Raw genomic sequence first — 17,180 nt, forward strand, 5'->3', positions numbered from 1 at the left:
TTCGTGGACGGCCTTGGCCACGGCTTCCGGAAGGATAGCCGTTGGGTCCCCTGTCCCGCTATGTGAGCCGCGTCATTCCGCATGTTGAGACTGTGGCGTCCGCGGAACGGCCACCTCGCGGCGCCTCCCGGACCACACGAGGAGCACGCCGAGCAGGAAGACGACGATGCTCGTCCAGACGTTGACCCGTTGCCCGAGGATGAGGTTGGCGTCGTCCGTGCGCATCTTCTCGATGACGATGCGCCCGATCGGGTAGCCCGCGACGTAGAGCCCGAACACCTGGCCGCGACGCAGCGGGAACCGCCGGTCGACGAGGACGAGGGCAAGCGCGAGGAGCAGGCACCACAGCGACTCGTAGAGGAAGGTCGGGTGGAAGGTGCCCAGCACCACGGCGTTGCCACTGGCGTCGCGCACCGCGTGACCCGCTGACTGGTCCCACTGGTGGATCGTCAGTCCCCACGGCAGGTCGGTGGGGCCGCCGTGGAGCTCGTTGTTGAACCAGTTGCCCCACCGGCCCAGGGCCTGGGCGAGGGCGACCCCCGGAGCGGCCGCGTCGATGAAGTCGAGGAAGGACACCCCGTTGCGCCGGGCGCCGACCCAGGCCCCGAGGGCACCCAGCGCGATGGCGCCCCAGATGCCCAGCCCGCCCTCCCAGACGTACAGGGCCCGGACGGGGTGGCCGCCCTCACCGAAGTACGGCTCCGGGGTGGTGATGACGTGGTAGAGGCGACCACCGACGATGCCGAACGGCACGGCCCAGGCGGAGACGTCGATGGCCATCTCACGGACGTAGCCACGGTCGACGAGCCGCCGACCGGTGATCCAGACCGCTACCACGATCCCCGCGAGGATGCACAGGGCGTAGGCACGCACCGGGAAGGGCCCCAGGTGCCACACGCCGGTGGTCGGGCTCGGGATCGACGTCACGACTCCCACACGCAGGCCCATCAGTCACCTTCCAGCGTTGCCGAGATCGAGTCGAGCGCGCCGCGGTCGAGGTGTCCCACACGGTGTCGCGCTGGGCCGACCGCAGCCCGCAGCAGGCTACGCAGTCATGGTTGGCGATGGTACGGGAGGTCCGGGTAGTGCTCGGCCATCGCCTCCGACAGACACTCCCTGCCCGCCTCGACGCGTGCCCCTTGGGCGTGACCGTCCTTGGCTCCGACGACCTCGCCGAAGCTCGTGCTGCCCCGGACGTCGTAGCCACGCCCCGACATGCACCGTGCCATGGCGTCGGCGAGGAGCGGGGTCATGTGGTCCGGGGTGTCGGCCGTGTGGATGGCCGACACGGGGAACCAGAACCTGGACTCGCAGTCGTCGATCCGGCCGGCCTCGGCGTCGGTCATCTCGACGTCGCGACCCGAGGACGTCGGCGCCGTGCCCTCGCGCCGGTAGGTGTAGATCAGCTCGACGTTGCCCACGGGGTCCAGGACGGGCGTGGACACGGCGAAACCGACCTCTCGGATGCAGCCGGTGTAGCCGTCCCACGCCTGCTGGAGCTCGGTGGTTGTCACGCGGCCGTCGGCGAGGATCTTCCGCTGTGGGGAGCCGGGGTCCAGCCCCTCCACGAGGCGCTGGACGCTCTCCTCCCCCACCCGGTAGTTGCTCGGGGCGTCGTAGGTCGCCAGCTGGGCCGTGCGCGTCGCGGTGGGGGCTTGGGCCCCCGGGCTGCACCCCGCCACGGCCACCGCCACGAGCACGGTGGCGGCGACGGCCCGCAACAGTCGTGCCACCTGATGTCGAACGCCGCTGCGGGCCGTCTCTCCAGTCATCGTCAGAGGACGTAGTTGTACTCGGTGCCGCTCCACTTCTGCAGGGTGTGCGTGGACCTGATGTCGAAGACCGAGTAGTTGCCCGGGGAGATGTCGACGTACGAGCTGCACTGCCCCAGCAGCGAGGAATGGGTCGCGTAGCTGCCGTTCGGCAGGGCGATCTTGGTCTTGACCCTCTTGACGTAGAGCAGGCAGGCGGTGCCCGTCGCGGTGGTCGAGGCGTAGACGAAGTTCCCTGTCCTCCCCCCGCTGCCGTAGTAGTAGTGGAGCGTCCGCTTGGAGTCGTCACCCCGCCACGGGAAGTTCCCCGAGCCGAGCGCGTCCGCGGACGTGGTGTGGGTGCAGAGCACCAGGAGCGCTGTCAGAACGACGCCCAGCGCGAGCCGGATCTTACGGATGCCAAGGTCCCCCATGTTCGTAGTCATGGGTGGAGTATAGGCACACTTGGCTAGATGTGCCTAGGTTTACGGGTGGAACTACGTGGTTGCAGCCTTCACCCGGGCGTCGAGGGCCTCGTTGGTGAAGCCCTTCAGCGGGACGTCCGCACCGTTGAGCCTCAAAGTCGGCGTCCCGGTGACCTTGTCCTTCTCGGACTGGGTCTGCACCGACTCGACGTACTGGTTGTGCGCCTTGTCGGTGTAGCACTTCTGCCAGGTGGTGAGGCCGGCACCGGTGATGCCGGCCTTCTCGGCGAACGACTTGAGGGCCTCGTCGCTGAAGCCCGCGCCCTCCTTCAGCGGCTGTCCGCCCATGGCGGCTGCGTGGTAGTCCATGAACTCGCCCTGGTCGGCCGCGCAGGACGCCGCGTTCGCCGCCCGGTTGGACGAGTTGTTGCCCAGCCTGTCGTCGAGGAAGCTCAGCGTGTGGACGACGAGCCTGACCTTGTCCTGCGCGGCGAGCTCGGCGATCCCGGCCCCGAAGCGGTGCTCGAACTCGGCGCAGATCGGGCACTGGAAGTCCTCGTAGAGGTCCAGCGTCGGGACGCCCGCCGGAGCGTCGGGGTTGACGACGATGCCCGCACCCAGGGCTGGCGCGCCCTTCGGGAGCAACGAGCCACCCGCGGTGGCGGCCTCCTGCTTGTCCTGGCTGCCCGAGATGACCGCGAAGACGGCCACGACGATCACGACCACCGCGACGACGGTGGCGACGACGACCCTGTTGGCGCCGCCACGCTGGGGTGCCGCTGCCTGGATCTTCGCCTGACGGGACGCGTTGCCGCCGGTGGGTGCCGAGGACCTCCTGGCCCTGCGGGATGCACTCTTGCTGGTCATGCGTCGAGCCTTTCGTCGTGCTGGGGGAAGAGGTGCCGCTCGAGGCTCAGGGCCGTCCGCGGGCGCCACACGAGCCACGCGGCAGCGAGCAGCAACCCGACGTCGCGAGCGATCTCCTGCGGGTACTGCGTCTGGGAGGCCGCGATAGTTCCACCCTGGCCGAAACAGCCGCAGTCGATGGACAGCCCACGGGCCCACGCCGACGCGATCCCGATGGTGAAGGCTGCCATCAGCACGCCACTGACGACCGCCGAGGCGCGCGTGAACAGCCCGAGGACGAGCAGGATGCCCACCGCGACCTCGACCACCGGGAGCGCGTAGCCGACGTACYCGGCGACGTCGAACGGCAACAGCTGGTAGGCCCGCACCGCGCGGGCCGACGTCTCGGGGTGGCCGACCTTGAGCAGGCCGGCCGCGAGGACGACGCCCCCGAGCACGAGCCTCAGCACCAGACCGAGGGCGTCGCGCAGCCGCGGGTTCGACACCGGGCGCATGGGCGTCAGCGACCCCGGCGCACGCCGTCGGCGAGCTCCTCGACGAGGCTGCGCAGCGCCTCGAGACCCGCCTGCTCGTCCGCGGCCTCGGTGAGGCAGCGCACGAGGGCCGAGCCCACGATCACACCGTCCGCGTAGGCGGCCACCTCGGCGGCCTGGTCGCCGCCGGAGACACCCAGACCCACGCACACCGGCTTGTCGGTCACCTCGCGCGTGCGACGCACGATGAGCTCTGCGGCGTCCCCCATCGACGTCCGGGCGCCGGTCACGCCCATGTGGGACACGGCATAGACGAAGCCACGACAGTGGCTCGTCACGAAGGCGAGGCGCTGCGGAGTCGAGCTGGGGGCGACCAGGAAGACCCGGTCGAGCCCGGTCTGCTCGCTGGCCTCGATCCACGGGCCGGCCTCGTCGGGGATGAGGTCGGGAGTGATGAGGCCCGCTCCGCCGGCAGCAGCGAGGTCGCGGGCGAACTCCAGCGGCCCGTGGCGCAGGATGAGGTTCCAGTAGCTCATGACCAGCGGCGGCGTGCCGGCGTCGCGCACCGCGCGGGTCGCCCGGAACACGTCACTGACGTGGACCCCGCGCCTGAGCGCCTGGTCCGCGGCGTAGGCGATGACCGGTCCGTCCATCAGCGGGTCGCTGTAGGGCACTCCGACCTCGACGATGTCGACGCCGGCCTGGGCCATCACCACCATCGACTCGATGGAGCCCTCGACGCTGGGGAAGCCCACAGGGAGGTAGCCGACCAGGGCGGCCCGTCCCTCGGCCCGACAGCGCTCGAGGACCTCGCCGACCCCGATGCCAGTGGTCGTGGGGCTCACAGCTGGGTCCTCCCGTCGCCCTCGGCGCGCGGCTCGTCGGCCGTGCCGCTCGGCACCGCCTCGTCGTCGATGAGGCCGAAGTACGTTGCGGCCGTGTGCATGTCCTTGTCTCCGCGCCCGCTGAGGTTGACCAGCAGGAGGGCGTCGGGGCCCAGCTCGGTGCCGACCTCGATGGCCCCGGCCAGGGCGTGCGCGGACTCGAGCGCCGGGATGATCCCCTCGGTGCGGCACAGCAGCTCGAAGGCCCGCATCGCCTGCTCGTCAGTGGCGTAGCGGTACTCGGCCCGGCCACTGTCGCGCAGGTGGGCGTGCTCGGGACCCACGCTCGGGTAGTCGAGGCCGGCCGAGATCGAGTGCGACTCGAGGGTCTGGCCGTCGTCGTCCTGCATGAGGTAGCTGAAGGTGCCGTGCAGGACACCGGGCTCGCTGGCCGCGAACCGTGCTGCGTGGCGGCCGGACTCGACGCCCTCTCCCCCGGCCTCGACACCGACCAGCCGCACGTCGGCGTCGTCGATGAAGCGGTGGAAGATCCCCATGGCGTTGGACCCGCCACCGACGCAGGCGATCACGGCGTCGGGCAGCCGGCCGGTGAGGTCGAGCACCTGGCTCCTCGCCTCGACCCCGATGATCCGGTGGAAGTCGCGGACCATCTCGGGGAACGGGTGCGGCCCGGTGACCGTGCCGAGGATGTAGTGGGTGTTGCCGACGTTGGTCACCCAGTCGCGGAGCGCGTCGTTGATGGCGTCCTTGAGGGTGGCGCTGCCGGTGGGCACGGCCACGACGGTGGCGCCGAGCATCCGCATGCGGGCGACGTTGAGCGCCTGGCGCTCGGTGTCGACCTTGCCCATGTAGACGACGCACTCCAGGCCCATGAGGGCGGCGGCCGTGGCCGTGGCCACCCCGTGCTGCCCCGCCCCCGTTTCTGCGATGACGCGGGTCTTGCCCATCCGCTTGGTGAGCAGCGCCTGCGCCAGGACGTTGTTGATCTTGTGCGACCCGGTGTGGTTGAGGTCCTCGCGCTTGAGGATGATGCGCGCCCCACCGGCGTGCTCGGCGAACCGCGGCACCTCGGTGATGATGCTCGGGCGTCCGGTGTAGGTGCGGTGCAGCCGCTCGAGCTCGCCGAGGAACTCGGGGTCGACCATCGCCTTGCGACGCGCCTCGTCGAGCTCCTCGAGGGCCGGGATCAGCGCCTCCGGGACGTACCGGCCGCCGAACTCGCCGAACCGGCCGGGTCGGGACAGGGGCTCGGGTGTGAGGTCAGGCATGCGGGGCTCCTGCCGCGATGAGGTCGTGTGCGGCGCGACGGGGGTCGCCGTCCCGCACGAGGGCTTCGCCCACGAGGACCGCCCAGGCACCCTCGGCTGCGTAGCGCGCTGCGTCGTCGGGTCCGGCGACCCCCGACTCGGCAACGGCGACGATGCCGGCGGGGATGAGCGGGACGAGTCGCGAGAACGTGTCGGGATCGACGTCGAGGGTCTTGAGGTTGCGCGCGTTGACGCCGATCACGCTGGCCCCGGCGTCGACGGCACGACGCGTCTCGTCCTCGTCGTGGACCTCGACCAGCGCGGTCATGCCCAGGTCTCGCGCAATCCCCTGCATCCGCACCAGGGCGGGCTGCGCCAGGCTCGCCACGATGAGCAGGATGAGGTCGGCGCCGTGCGCCCTGGCCTCGAACAGCTGGTAGTCCTCGACCATGAAGTCCTTGCGCAGCACCGGGATGCGCACGGCCTTGCGGACGGCGTCGAGGTCGTCGAGCGAGCCACCGAACCTGCGCCGCTCGGTCAGGACGCTCACGGCGCTCGCCCCGCCGGCGGCATACTCGCTCGCGAGCGCGGCAGGGTCCGCGATCTCGGCGAGCGCGCCCTTGCTCGGGCTCGACCGCTTCACCTCGGCGATGAGCGAAAGACCCGGGCTGCGCAGCGCCGCCTCGGCGTCCAGCGCGGGAGCAGCTGCGAGCGCCTGCTGCTCGATCACCGCCCGGGGCACGATCGCCTGCGCGTCGGCGAGGTCCTCGCGGACGCCTGCGACGATGCGCTCGAGCACGGTGGGCATGGAGTCAGGCTAACCAGCGGTGCAACGCAGCCCATGCTCGGGTCAGGGGTTGGACCGGTCGCTGGCACCGTCGAGGGACCCGGCCGCGCTCGCCGCCCTGCTGTGCCGCGGGGCGGCTACTTGATGCCGACCTCGGGCTTGGTGCTGTCGGGGGCGTCCGGGCCGTCGATCGCCTTGGCGCCGTAGCCGGCCAGGCTGAGGACCTTGCCGGCGACCGCGCCGAGGATGCAGACCGCGATGCCGACCCAGAACAGCAGGTGGCTCGTCACGGCCACGCCGAGCGAGGCCAGCGCGGACCCGACGAGGATGATGCCGACACCCGTCCACGCGGCGACGCTGTGGCCGTGGTCTTCGTGGATCTCGTGCTCTGCCATGGTTCGTGCGCTCCTGTGGTGGGGGCTGTCGTCGTGGGCCGGTGCGGGGAGTGGCCGGTCCCGCGGGGGCTCGGGGCCCATTCTGGCAGGTGTCGGCCGTTCAGGTCCGCAGGGCTGCGCCAGCGGGTTCCGTGGGCCGGGGAGGTCGGGCTGTCAGCCGTCGCGCCAGGGGGATTCGCCCGTGGGGTCGTCGCCGGCGTCGAGGCGGTCCCAGTCGCTCGCGACCCGTTGCCCACGCGCGCCGGTGCTGGTCGTGCCCGGGGTCTCGTAGCGAGCGCTGAGGCCGCGCCATCCCCGGGCGCCCACCCAGCCGCCGGCGGCGGCCACCACCGCGAGCAGGCCGGCGACGAGGGCAAGCCAGGGCCAGGCCGTGACGCTCGCGTGCGTCTCGACGGTGCCCGTGCGACCCGTCGAGCGTGCTGCGACGCTGCCGAGGGCGCCGGAGGGGTCGAACAGCACCATCGCGGCGAGCCCGGACTCGGCGAGCCCGGCCAGCGCCAGCACGGCGAGGGTGATCCGTCGGACCAGCGGACCCGACGTCGTGCTGGCCAGCGCGGCGGCCGCGGCCACCAGCGCGAGGGCGACGACCCCGGAGGCCACCTCTCCCCCGCTGCCGGTGATCCGGCTGGCTCCGAGCACCGCGTCGTCGACCGTGCCGGTCACCCAGGTGCGCGACCCACCAGCGAGCAGGACCCCCGCGGCGACGAGCGAGAGCAGCACGACGAACGCCTTCGAGGTGGGCTTGAGCCGGTTCATCGGACGGTCCTCATGGCTGCGGCGGTGGCCACGGCCCGCAGCGCGGCGGCGGCCTTGTTGACGGTCTCCTCGAACTCGGCCGTGGGCAACGAGTCGGCGACGATGCCCGCACCCGCCTGCACGTGGGCCTGCCCGTCCTTGACGACAGCGGTGCGGATGGCGATGGCCATGTCGAGGTCGCCGTGGAAGTCGAGGTAGCCGACCACGCCGCCGTAGACGCCGCGACGGCTGGGCTCGTAGTGCTCGATCAGGCTGAGGGCCCGCGGCTTGGGTGCCCCCGACAGCGTGCCGGCCGGGAACGTCGCGACGAGGACGTCGTAGGCCGTGTGCCCGGGGTTCAGCTGTCCGACGACGGTGGACTCGAGGTGGGTGACGTGCGAGTAGCGCCGGACGTTCATGAACTCGACGACGTCGACCGTGCCGGGCTCGCAGACCCGCTGCAGGTCGTTGCGACCGAGGTCGACGAGCATCACGTGCTCGGCGCGCTCCTTGGGGTCTGCGAGCAGGTCCTCGGCGAGCCGCTGGTCGTCCTCGGGCGTCTTGCCCCGCGGGCGCGACCCTGCGATCGGGTGGGTGATCGCCCGTCGGCCGGTCACCTTGACCAGCGCCTCGGGTGAGCTGCCCACGACGTCGTAGGTCGTGCCGTCGCCGGCCGGGAGCCGCAACAGGTACATGTACGGGCTCGGGTTGCTGGACCTCAGGGCGCGGTAGACGTCGAGGGCGTCGGCCTCGCACGGCGTCGAGAAGCGCTGGGACAGCACGACCTGGAACACCTCACCGGCGCGGATGTCCTCCTTGGCCTGCTCGACCATGTCCTCGAACTCTGCCTGCGCCAGGTTGCTGCGCACCTGCGCCCGGGCGTCGTCGAAGGCCACCGGGTCGACGGTCGCCACGGTGCTCGGCGCGGCAGCGGCGAGGTCGCTCGTCATGGCGTCGAGCCGGGACACCGCGTCGGCCCAGGCGTCCTCGACCCGCTCGTCGGTGGCGTCGTAGTTGACGGCGTTGGCAACCAGCAGCAGCGACCCGTCGGCGTGGTCCAGCACGGCGAGGTCGGTCGCCAGCATCATCGAGATCTCGGGCAGGCCCAGCTCGTCGGGCGTCGTCGCGGGGACCTTCTCCCAGCGCCGGACCGCGTCATAGCTGATGGCGCCGACCATGCCCCCCGTGAGTGGCGGGAGCCCCTCGATCGGGTCGGTGGCGAGGGCTGCCACGGTGTCGCGCAGGGCGTCGAGCGGGCTGCCTTCGGTCGGGACGCCCACCGGCGGCTCACCGACCCAGTGCGCCTGGCCGTCCACCTCGGTCAGGGTGGCGCGGCTGGCTGCCCCCACGATCGAGTAGCGCGACCAGACGCCTCCGTGCTCCGCCGACTCGAGCAGGAAGGTGCCGGGAGCGTCCTTGGCCAGCTTGCGGTAGACCCCGACCGGCGTCTCGGCGTCGGCCATCAACCGGCGGACGACGGGGATCACCCGGCGGTCGCGCGCGAGGATCGCGAAGGTCTCGAGGTTCGGCCAGGTGGTGCCGAAGGAGAGGTCGGGGGCGACGTCGCTCACGCCTCGCCCGCCTCGGGGTCGCGGTGGTCGGTGTCGCGGCCACCGGCGGCACCCGCACTGACTGCGCGCAGGTCGCCGGCGTCGAAGCAGGTGCGGTCGCCGGTGTGGCACGCCGCGCCCTCCTGGTCGACGCGGACCAGCAGTGCGTCGCCGTCGCAGTCCAGCGCCACCGAGTGGACCAGCTGCACGTGCCCACTGGTGTCGCCCTTGCGCCAGTACTCCTCGCGGCTGCGCGACCAGAACGTCACGCGTCCCTCGCTGAGGGTGCGGCGCAGCGCCTCGTCGTCCATCCAGCCCAGCATGAGCACCTCTCCGGTGTCGTACTGCTGCACGATCGCGGCGACGAGGCCCTGGGCGTCACGCTTGAGTCGCGCGGCGATGGCCGGGTCGAGCACTGCTGGGGAGGTCACCCGCGACATTCTGCCGTGTCGCGTGCGGGGGCCGTCGCCCACGTCCGCCAGGGGGTGCGGTGTCAGCCGCGCTGCTGTGCGGCCCACGAGGCGTGCAGCCCGGCATAGACGCCGCCCTGGCGCACGAGCACCCGGTGCGGGCCGCGCTCGACGACGCGCCCCCGGTCGACGACGACGACCTCGTCGGCGGCCTCGGCCGTCGACAGCCGGTGCGCGATGGCGATGGACGTGCGCCCGCGGGTGAGTCCCTCGAGGGCGCGCTGCAGCCGGACCTCGGTCGACGGGTCGACCGCAGACGTGGCCTCGTCGAGGACCAGCAGGTCGGGGTCGGCGAGGTAGGCGCGGGCCAGGGCCACCAGCTGCCGCTCCCCCGCCGAGAGGGACTCGCCCCGCTGACCGACCTCGGTCGCGAGCCCGTGCGGCAGCCCTGCCAGCCAGGCGTCGAGGCCCAGCTCGGTGATGGCCAGCTCGACGTCGTCGGCGGTGGCATCGGGTCGGCCGAACCGGACGTTCTCGAGCAGCGTGGCGTCGAAGAGGAACCCCTCCTGCGGAACCATGACGACCCGCTCGCGCAACGACGAGAACCGCACCCGGCGCAGGTCGACGCCGTCCACCCGAACCGTGCCCTCGGTCGGGTCCATGAGCCGCGTGAGCAGCTTGGCGAGCGTCGACTTGCCCGAGCCGGTCTCGCCCACGACCGCGATCCGCGACCGCGGCGCGATGGACAGGGACACGTCGTGCAGCACCGTGTCGCCGCCGGGGTAGGCGAACGAGACCCCGTCGAAGTCGACCGTGATCGGGCCACGGGGCAGGACCTCGCCCTCGTCCCCGGGGTCGGCGACGTCGGCCGGGGTGTCGATGACGCCGATGACGCGGCGCCAGCCGGCGACGGCGTTCTGGAGCTCGTTGAGGATCTCGGTGGCCTGCTGCACCGGCTGGGTGAACAGGTTGACCAGGAAGGTGAAGGCGAGCAGCTGGCCGAGCGTCAGGTCGCCCCGCGCGGCCTGGACCGTCCCCACGACGAGCACGACGGCCAGCGTCAGGCCGGCCACGAGCTGGCCGGAGGAGAACGCGACCACCGACCGCACCTGGGCGGCGATCGAGGCGGCGCGGTGCCGCTCGATCGCCTGGTCGATGCGCTCGCCGGTGCGGCCCTCGACGCCGTACGCCCGGATCGTGGCCGCACCGACGACGGACTCCGACACCGCCGCCAGCAGGTCGCCGACGCGCTCGCGGACCACCGTGTAGGCCCGTCCGACGACCTTCTGGAAGCGCCGGATGACGAACAGCAGTGGCACGAAGCAGAGCCAGACGACCGCGGTCAGCAGCGGGCTGTAGACGAACATCAGCCCCGTGGCGACGGCGATCTGGCCGAGGCTGAGGATCAGGATGATCCCGCCGAACTGCACGAACTGGCTGATGGTGTCGACGTCCGAGGTCACGCGGCTGACCATCGACCCGCGGCGCTCGGTGTTCTGGGTCAGCATCGACAGGTCGTGGATGTGGCGGAAACCCCTGAGCCGCAACGTCGCCAGCCCCGACTCGGAGGCGCGGAAGAGGCGCACGTTCACGCCATACGCGCACACGGCGGTGAGGGCCACGGCCACGAGCGCCAGGAGGCAGTAGCGCCACACGAGGGCGGCGTCGACGCCGCCCTCGGCGAGCAGGCCGTGGTCGGTGGTCTGCTGCACGACGAGCGGCACGACGACGCGACCGACCGTCGTGACGGCCGCCAGGGCGAGGGTCACGCCCAGCCCGCGCCGCAGCTCGGGCGACAGGTCGAGGCCGCGGCGCAGGGTGGCCCACGTGCCCAGGCTGGAGGTCGCCTCGATCGCGGTGCTCACGGGGTCATCGCCTCCTCCTCGTCGGCCGCCACCGCGGCGCGCTCGGCAGCCTCGCGGGCGTATGCCGTGACGAGGCGTTCGTAGCCCTCGCACCGCTCGCGCAGCTGCTCGTGGGTGCCGTGGTCGACGACACGACCGGCTTCGACGTAGACGATGTCGTCGGCCAGGGTGATGGTGGACATCCGGTAGGCGACGACGAGCACCGTCATGCCGTTGCTCGTCTCGCGCAGGCCCCGCAGGATGGCCAGCTCCACGGCCGGGTCGACGGCGCTCGTGGCGTCGTCGAGGACGAGCAGGCGGGGCCGTCGGATGATGGCCCGCGCCAACGCGACCCGCTGCCGCTGGCCGCCGGAGAGGGAGGCGCCGCGCTCCCCGACCCTCGTGTCCAGGCCGCCGGGCAGCTCGCGCACGAAGCCGGTCGCCTGGGCGATCTCGAGGGCGGCCCAGACCTCCTCGTCGGTGAAGTCCGCGCCGAGCGTGACGTTGCCGCGCACCGTGTCGTCGAACAGGAAGGTCTGCTGCGGCACGAGGGTCGCAACCGAGGCGACCCCGCCCTTGGCGACCTCGCGCAGGTCCAGCCCGTCGAGGGTGACGACACCCTGGTCGGGGTCGACGAGCCGGAGGGTGAGGTTGGTCAGGGTCGACTTGCCCGAGCCGGTCGGGCCCACGAGGGCCGTCGTCGACCCCGCCGGCACCTCGATGGTGACGCCGTGGATCGCCTGGAAGGACGACACCCCGCCCGTCTCGTCGATGACCTCGTAGGAGTAGTCGACGGCGTCGAGCCGGGGCGTCGATGCCGCGCGCCCCGGCACGTTGCTGCTGCCGAACTCGAGCTCGCCGCGCGCCGTGAGGACCGCGTCGACGCGGTCCCATCCGACGACGGTGCGCGGCAGCTCGCCAAGCACCCAGCCGAGTGCGCGCACCGGGAAGGCGAGGACCGAGATGAGGTAGGCGACCTGGACGACCGCGGCCGGCTCGAGGTTGCCGTTCGCCACCTGCTGGGTGCCGACGGCGAGGACCGCGAGGGTGCCGAGCGTCGGGATGGCCTCGATCACGGGGTCGAAGGTGCCTCGCGTGCGACCGACCTCGATGTTGGCTGCCTGCAGCCGCCGGGTGACCTCCTCGAACCGGGCGGCCTCCTGCTCCTCGCGACCCATGGCCTTGACGACCAGGGCTGCCTCGAACGACTCGTGAGCCACCTCGCTCACCTCGGCGCGCAGCTGCTGGGCACGTGCCACGCGGGGCGACATCGCCCGCTGGAAGACCATGTTGGCGAGGAACAGCGCCGGGAAGACCGTCAGGCCGATGATCGCCATGACCGGGTCGACGAGCACCATCTGGACGATGCCGGCGACGAGCATGATGATGACGCCGATCGCCATGGGCAGCGGTGCGAAGACGTTCCAGGTTGCCTCGACGTCCGCGTTCGCGTTCGACAGCAGCTGGCCCGACGGGTGCCGGTGGTGCCACGACAGGGGCAGTCGGAGGTATTGCCGCGTGACCTCGCGCCGGAAGCCCGCGGCGACGTTGTACATCGTGCAGCCGGCCGCGATGCGGCGGATGACGACGCCGACGACGTTGATGACGACGACCCCGGCGACCCAGCCGAAGATGGTCCACAGCTGGCCCCGGGTCACCTCGCCGGCGTCGACCGCGGGCTGGATCTGCTCGCGCGTCACCTTGCCGATGGCCCACGCCGTGAGGACCGTCATGACGCCGTAGAGGGCGCTGCCGGCGACGGCGAAGGCGAACCAGCGTGGCTCGCGGCGGACCCCGACCCAGACGATCCGCAGGCTGCGCCCCAGCGACGGCGCAGCATCGGCTGACGCGTCGAGGGACACTGCGGACCTCCGGATCTGGGTGGGAAGCACAACCTTCTCACGGGGCGGCATGATGGCCGCATGCCGACCTCCTCCCCCGCCGACAGCCACCTCGCCCGGCTCGCCCGCGACCAGCTGTGCGACACCTTCGTCGCGGTCGGCCCGGACGCCCCGACCCTGTGCTCGCCGTGGAGGACCGCCGAGCTCGCCGCGCACCTGGTGATCCGCGACCGGCGGCCCGACCTCGCCGGCGGGACGTGGGTGCCGCTGCTCGCCTCCCGCACCGAGGAGGGCATCGCGGCGTATGCCGCGAAGCCGTGGTCTGAGCTCGTCGAGCTCGTGCGCGAGGGGCCGCCGGTGTGGTCGCCCGCGCGGGTGGCGAGCATCGACGACGTCGTCAACTTCGTCGAGTTCTTCATCCACCACGAGGACGTGCTGCGCGGCGACGAGCAGGTCGGACCGCGCCGCGAGGTCTCGGTCCGCGAGCAGAAGGCGCTGTGGAAGACGCTGAAGCGGATGGGCAAGATCTTCTTCCGGCGCAGCCCCGTCGGGGTGGTGCTGGAGCGGCCGGGAGGCAAGACCCTCACCGTCCGGGGCGGCACCGAGCTGGGCACCGTGATCCTGCGCGGCGAGCCCACCGAGCTCGTGCTCGCGGCATACGGGCGGCGGAGGGTGGCCGACCTCGAGGTGACCGGCGCCCCGGAGGCCGTGGCGGCTCTCTGGGCGGCTCCCCTCGGGCTGACCTGAGGCCCCAGCTGTCCCGGTGAGGCGTGCCGCGGTGTCCCTGTGCGGTGGGACATCCGGCCCACGACCGTGGTGACACCACCGAAGAGCCCATCCGGGCCCGACCAAGGAGTCACCATCGTGAGCACCACCGAGACCATCCACCACACCCTCGTCCGCGACGACGTCACCGCGTCCCCGGACCCGACCTCCCCCGCCAGCCGTCGCGGCCACGGCCGCCTCTGGGCGCTCGCCGGACCCCTCGCGGGGCTCGCCGCGGCGGCCGGCTCCATCGTCGCCGACCTGGGCAACCCGGTCTACGACCCGGCCACGTCCGGCGACGCGGCGCGCATCGTCGAGGGGCTCGCCCAGCACCGCGTCGCCCTGACCGTCTTCCACGTCCTCACGGCGGCCGCGGCCCTGCTGCTGCTCGTCTTCGGCGCTGGGCTGGTCCGCCGCCTGCGGGCCACCCTCCCGGCGGACAGCATGCTGCCCACGCTCGCGGGAGCCGGCGCCGTCGTGACGTCGGCGGTGCTCCTGGTGGGCACCGGCCTGGACACCGAGGTCGTCGAGGCAGTCGGCCGGCCCGAGAGCTTCGTCGACGAGACGGCAGCCCTCTACGCGCACTGGATCGGGACCATCCCGTACCTGTGGACGGCCGTCGGGCTCACCGGTCTCGCGATCGGCTGGGCCGCCCTGCGCCACCGCGCCGTCCCGCGCTGGATCGGCGTGGCCGGTCTCGTCCTCGGCGGGCTGACCGCAGTCGCGGGGGTCTCGCCGCTGGAGTACATCGCTAGCCTCCCCGGCCAGCTCGCCGTCATCGTCACCGGGCTCGGGTTCGCCCTCGGAGACCGTGCCTTCCGGCGCGGCGACCGTGCCGAAACCACCCACGACGCGGCCTGACCGAGGACATGATCTCCCTGTGACGACGGCAGACGCCTCCCCGACCCGGGCAGCCCACCGCCGCCAGCACGTCCTGCTCGGACTGCTGGCGGCGGCGGGCGTCGGCGTGTTCACGGCCACGGTGGCCCTCGCCGGCCAGGTGTCCCGTGCGCAGCGGGAGTCCTACGGCATCTCGCTGTCCCCGGGATGGGACTCGGGCATCAACGGCCTCGTGCTGCTCCTGCTCGGCCTCGTCGTGCTCTGGCGCGAACGGGGTCAGGTCGTCGGCCGGGTCATGGTCGTGTTCGGCCTGTTCTGGCTGCTCGTCGGGCTCTGCGACGCGTATGACGGGTGGGCCCTGAGGGACGCGCCACCCGCCGCAGCCGGGGCCCAGCTCGCGTTGTGGTTCTCCGGCCGGTTCGGCAGCTTCCTGCTGGTGGGGGTGCCCCTGTTGCTGCTGCTCTATCCCACGGGGCGGTTCCTGCCGGGGGCGTGGGGCCACGTCAGCCGGTTCAGCTTCGGGAGCGTGCTTGTCTGGGCGACGGCCGTCACGCTGCTGCCCGGTGGCCTCAGCAGCCAGCCGGGCACCGTCGGCGGCCTCGACTACGACGCCGGCACGCTGCCGGTCGACCCCCGCCTCGGAGACGCCGTCGCGAACGCCCTGGGCGTCGTCGCCCTCGCAGGGGCCCTGGCCAGCGTGGCCGTCGTCTGGCACCGACACCGCCGGTCGACAGGCCTGGAGCGCAAGCGGATCCGCTGGCTCCTGTGGGCTGCCACCACGGTCGTCGGGCTGTTCCTCGCGGCCACGGTCGTCCCTCTGGGCACCCGCGCCCAGGACGTGCTCTTCGCCGTGGGCGTCCTGCTCCCGGCCGTGGCGCTCACGATCGGCCTGGTGCGGCCCGAGGTGGTCGCCGTCGACGAGCTGCTGTCGAGCACCCTGGTCCACGGGCTCACGTCCGTCGTCGTGGTCGCGGTCGACCTGCTCGCCCTGGCCCTGCTCACGAGCCTGCTCGGCGAGCGCCTCGACCAGCGCACCGTGGTCCTGCTCGTCCTCGCGCTCGCCGCCCTCGTCTACTGGCCGCTGCGGCACCTGCTCGTGGAGCGGGTACGGCGCCTCGTCTTCGGCACGCGCGACGACCCCTACGACGTCATGGCCGCTCTCGCGTCGCGGCTCGAGTCCGCGGCCGAGGGGTCCGGCCAGCTCGCCGCCGTCGCGGACGCCGTGGCCCGCGCCTTCGGCGTGGCGTACGTGCGGGTCGAGGTCGACCGCCCCGGCGCTGAGCGCATCGTCGCCACCCACGGGACCGCACCCCAGGCGCTGCGGACGCTGCCCATCTCGTTCCGTGACGCCGTGGTCGGCCGGATCGTGCTGCCGCGTGACGGCATCCGCGCCCGGTTGTCGCGCCGCGACGAGGCCCTGCTCGGCGACCTCGTCCGGCAGGCCGCCCTGGCCTCACGCAGCGCCCGGCTCGCCGAGGAGCTCCAGGACAGCCGCGAGCGGCTCGTGCTGGCCCGTGAGGAGGAGCGCCGTCGCATCCGGCGCGACCTGCACGACGGCCTGGGCCCGGCCCTGAGCGGTGTCGTCTTCCGGATCGAGTCGGCTCGGCTCGTGGTGGCGGACGACCCGGCCGCCGCCGACCGCGGTCTCGAGGTGGCCCGTACGCAGGTCCAGGACGTCATCGCCGACGTCCGGCGCCTCGTCCACGACCTACGCCCGCCCGCCCTGGACGACCTCGGGCTGCTCGGCGCCCTCAGGCAGCAGGCGAGCGTGCTCACCGCCCCCGGCTTCGGCGTCCACGTGGAGGCGGGCGACGACGTCGGCGACCTCCCCGCCGCCGTGGAGGTGGCGGCATACCGGGTCGTCGGGGAGGCCGTCACCAACGCCGCCCGGCACGCGCGGGCGAGCCGGTGCGACGTCGTGCTCAGCACCCAGGACACCCACCTGCACGTCGAGGTGCGCGACGACGGGGTCGGCGTGCCGGCCACGGCCGTCGCCGGGGTCGGGCTGGTGTCGCTGCGCGAGCGCGTGGCCGAGCTCGGCGGCCGGGCCGAGGTCATCTGTCCACCCGGGGGCGGCACCACCGTCCGCGCCTGGCTTCCCCTGAGGAGCTCGTCGTGACCGAACCACCCGGTGACACCGTCGCGGGTCCCATCCGCGTCGTCCTGGCCGACGACCACCAGATCATGCGCGACGGGCTCGTGGCCCTGCTCGACGCGCTGCCCGGTATGGAGGTCGTCGGCACGGCGTCCGACGGGCGCGAGGCGATCCTGACCGCCCGCGAGACCGAGCCCGACGTGGTCGTGATGGACATCCAGATGCCCCACCTCGACGGGATCGAGGCGACCCGGCAGGTCATGGCGGCCCGCCCCGAGACCGCGGTCGTCATCCTCACGATGAACGAGGA

At 72.5% G+C, this 17,180-nt stretch carries 17 protein-coding genes and 1 pseudogene; 4 read left to right on the forward strand and 14 right to left on the reverse strand.

Going from position 1 to position 17,180, the window contains the following annotated elements:
- Nucleotides 1–72: 72 nt before the first annotated feature.
- The 14 genes from lgt to AC1DV7_RS05570 form a co-directional block, all read right to left on the reverse strand.
- Entirely contained in the window at nt 73–948 is an 876-nt protein-coding gene (lgt, locus tag AC1DV7_RS05505) for a prolipoprotein diacylglyceryl transferase (RefSeq protein ID WP_477595376.1), read from the reverse strand.
- A 104-nt stretch (nt 949–1,052) separates the two neighbouring features.
- Nucleotides 1,053–1,733: a hypothetical protein gene (locus AC1DV7_RS05510; RefSeq protein WP_477595378.1), complete on the reverse strand. Its 681-nt coding sequence runs from the start codon at nt 1,731–1,733 to the stop codon at nt 1,053–1,055.
- 41 nt (nt 1,734–1,774) lie between these two features.
- Nucleotides 1,775–2,197 carry a hypothetical protein gene (locus tag AC1DV7_RS05515; RefSeq protein WP_477595380.1) on the reverse strand — a complete coding sequence of 141 codons (423 nt, stop codon included), beginning with the start codon at nt 2,195–2,197 and terminating at the stop codon, nt 1,775–1,777.
- 51 nt (nt 2,198–2,248) lie between these two features.
- Entirely contained in the window at nt 2,249–3,043 is a 795-nt protein-coding gene (locus AC1DV7_RS05520) for a DsbA family protein (protein ID WP_477595382.1), read from the reverse strand.
- A complete protein-coding gene (locus AC1DV7_RS05525; RefSeq protein WP_477595384.1) occupies nt 3,040–3,537 on the reverse strand; it encodes a MauE/DoxX family redox-associated membrane protein in 498 nt (165 codons plus the stop codon). The genes AC1DV7_RS05520 and AC1DV7_RS05525 overlap by 4 nt, the downstream gene beginning before the upstream one ends.
- 5 nt (nt 3,538–3,542) lie before the next feature.
- Entirely contained in the window at nt 3,543–4,361 is an 819-nt protein-coding gene (gene trpA, locus AC1DV7_RS05530; protein ID WP_477595386.1) for a tryptophan synthase subunit alpha, read from the reverse strand.
- Nucleotides 4,358–5,629, reverse strand: a complete 1,272-nt coding sequence (trpB, locus tag AC1DV7_RS05535; RefSeq protein ID WP_477595388.1) for a tryptophan synthase subunit beta — start codon at nt 5,627–5,629, stop codon at nt 4,358–4,360. The genes trpA and trpB overlap by 4 nt, the downstream gene beginning before the upstream one ends.
- Nucleotides 5,622–6,416, reverse strand: coding sequence for an indole-3-glycerol phosphate synthase TrpC (gene trpC / locus AC1DV7_RS05540; RefSeq protein WP_477595390.1), 795 nt, complete (start codon nt 6,414–6,416; stop codon nt 5,622–5,624). Before trpC ends, trpB begins: the two co-directional genes overlap by 8 nt.
- 116 nt (nt 6,417–6,532) lie before the next feature.
- On the reverse strand, nt 6,533–6,790 hold the full coding sequence (locus AC1DV7_RS05545; protein ID WP_477595392.1) for an HGxxPAAW family protein: 258 nt from the start codon (nt 6,788–6,790) through the stop codon (nt 6,533–6,535).
- Between the two features lie 153 nt (nt 6,791–6,943).
- Nucleotides 6,944–7,546, reverse strand: coding sequence for a Trp biosynthesis-associated membrane protein (locus AC1DV7_RS05550; RefSeq protein WP_477595394.1), 603 nt, complete (start codon nt 7,544–7,546; stop codon nt 6,944–6,946).
- Nucleotides 7,543–9,096, reverse strand: a complete 1,554-nt coding sequence (locus tag AC1DV7_RS05555; protein WP_477595396.1) for an anthranilate synthase component I — start codon at nt 9,094–9,096, stop codon at nt 7,543–7,545. The genes AC1DV7_RS05550 and AC1DV7_RS05555 overlap by 4 nt, the downstream gene beginning before the upstream one ends.
- Complete coding sequence (hisI, locus tag AC1DV7_RS05560) at nt 9,093–9,515, reverse strand: phosphoribosyl-AMP cyclohydrolase (RefSeq protein WP_477595398.1); 423 nt, start codon at nt 9,513–9,515, stop codon at nt 9,093–9,095. The genes AC1DV7_RS05555 and hisI overlap by 4 nt, the downstream gene beginning before the upstream one ends.
- Before the next feature lie 53 nt (nt 9,516–9,568).
- Entirely contained in the window at nt 9,569–11,350 is a 1,782-nt protein-coding gene (locus tag AC1DV7_RS05565; RefSeq protein ID WP_477595400.1) for an ABC transporter ATP-binding protein, read from the reverse strand.
- Nucleotides 11,347–13,191 carry an ABC transporter ATP-binding protein gene (locus tag AC1DV7_RS05570; protein WP_477595402.1) on the reverse strand — a complete coding sequence of 615 codons (1,845 nt, stop codon included), beginning with the start codon at nt 13,189–13,191 and terminating at the stop codon, nt 11,347–11,349. The genes AC1DV7_RS05565 and AC1DV7_RS05570 overlap by 4 nt, the downstream gene beginning before the upstream one ends.
- 60 nt (nt 13,192–13,251) lie before the next feature.
- On the opposite strand from AC1DV7_RS05570, the gene AC1DV7_RS05575 reads away from it, so the two are divergent.
- The 4 genes and pseudogenes from AC1DV7_RS05575 to AC1DV7_RS05590 all read left to right on the forward strand — a co-directional run.
- Complete coding sequence (locus tag AC1DV7_RS05575) at nt 13,252–13,917, forward strand: TIGR03085 family metal-binding protein (RefSeq protein ID WP_477595404.1); 666 nt, start codon at nt 13,252–13,254, stop codon at nt 13,915–13,917.
- A 117-nt stretch (nt 13,918–14,034) separates the two neighbouring features.
- Nucleotides 14,035–14,796 carry a DUF4386 family protein gene (locus tag AC1DV7_RS05580; RefSeq protein ID WP_477595406.1) on the forward strand — a complete coding sequence of 254 codons (762 nt, stop codon included), beginning with the start codon at nt 14,035–14,037 and terminating at the stop codon, nt 14,794–14,796.
- Nucleotides 14,797–14,815: 19 nt separating this feature from the next.
- Nucleotides 14,816–16,894: a sensor histidine kinase gene (locus AC1DV7_RS05585; RefSeq protein ID WP_477595408.1), complete on the forward strand. Its 2,079-nt coding sequence runs from the start codon at nt 14,816–14,818 to the stop codon at nt 16,892–16,894.
- A pseudogene (locus AC1DV7_RS05590) lies at nt 16,891–17,178 on the forward strand (response regulator); the annotation flags it as partial. The gene AC1DV7_RS05585 and the pseudogene AC1DV7_RS05590, both read left to right, overlap by 4 nt.
- Nucleotides 17,179–17,180 lie beyond the last annotated feature (2 nt).

It is taken from the genome of Pedococcus sp. P2_E4 (assembly GCF_056403935.1).

What these genes read in the sequence shown, in the direction of transcription:
- trpC (WP_477595390.1), bottom strand. Translation starts at nt 6,416, where the DNA reads ATGCCCACCGTGCTCGAGCGCATCGTCGCAGGCGTCCGCGAGGACCTC.
- AC1DV7_RS05550 (WP_477595394.1), bottom strand. Translation starts at nt 7,546, where the DNA reads ATGAACCGGCTCAAGCCCACCTCGAAGGCGTTCGTCGTGCTGCTCTCG.
- trpB (WP_477595388.1), bottom strand. Translation starts at nt 5,629, where the DNA reads ATGCCTGACCTCACACCCGAGCCCCTGTCCCGACCCGGCCGGTTCGGC.
- hisI (WP_477595398.1), bottom strand. Translation starts at nt 9,515, where the DNA reads ATGTCGCGGGTGACCTCCCCAGCAGTGCTCGACCCGGCCATCGCCGCG.
- AC1DV7_RS05515 (WP_477595380.1), bottom strand. Translation starts at nt 2,197, where the DNA reads ATGACTACGAACATGGGGGACCTTGGCATCCGTAAGATCCGGCTCGCG.
- AC1DV7_RS05575 (WP_477595404.1), top strand. Translation starts at nt 13,252, where the DNA reads ATGCCGACCTCCTCCCCCGCCGACAGCCACCTCGCCCGGCTCGCCCGC.
- AC1DV7_RS05545 (WP_477595392.1), bottom strand. Translation starts at nt 6,790, where the DNA reads ATGGCAGAGCACGAGATCCACGAAGACCACGGCCACAGCGTCGCCGCG.
- lgt (WP_477595376.1), bottom strand. Translation starts at nt 948, where the DNA reads ATGGGCCTGCGTGTGGGAGTCGTGACGTCGATCCCGAGCCCGACCACC.
- AC1DV7_RS05520 (WP_477595382.1), bottom strand. Translation starts at nt 3,043, where the DNA reads ATGACCAGCAAGAGTGCATCCCGCAGGGCCAGGAGGTCCTCGGCACCC.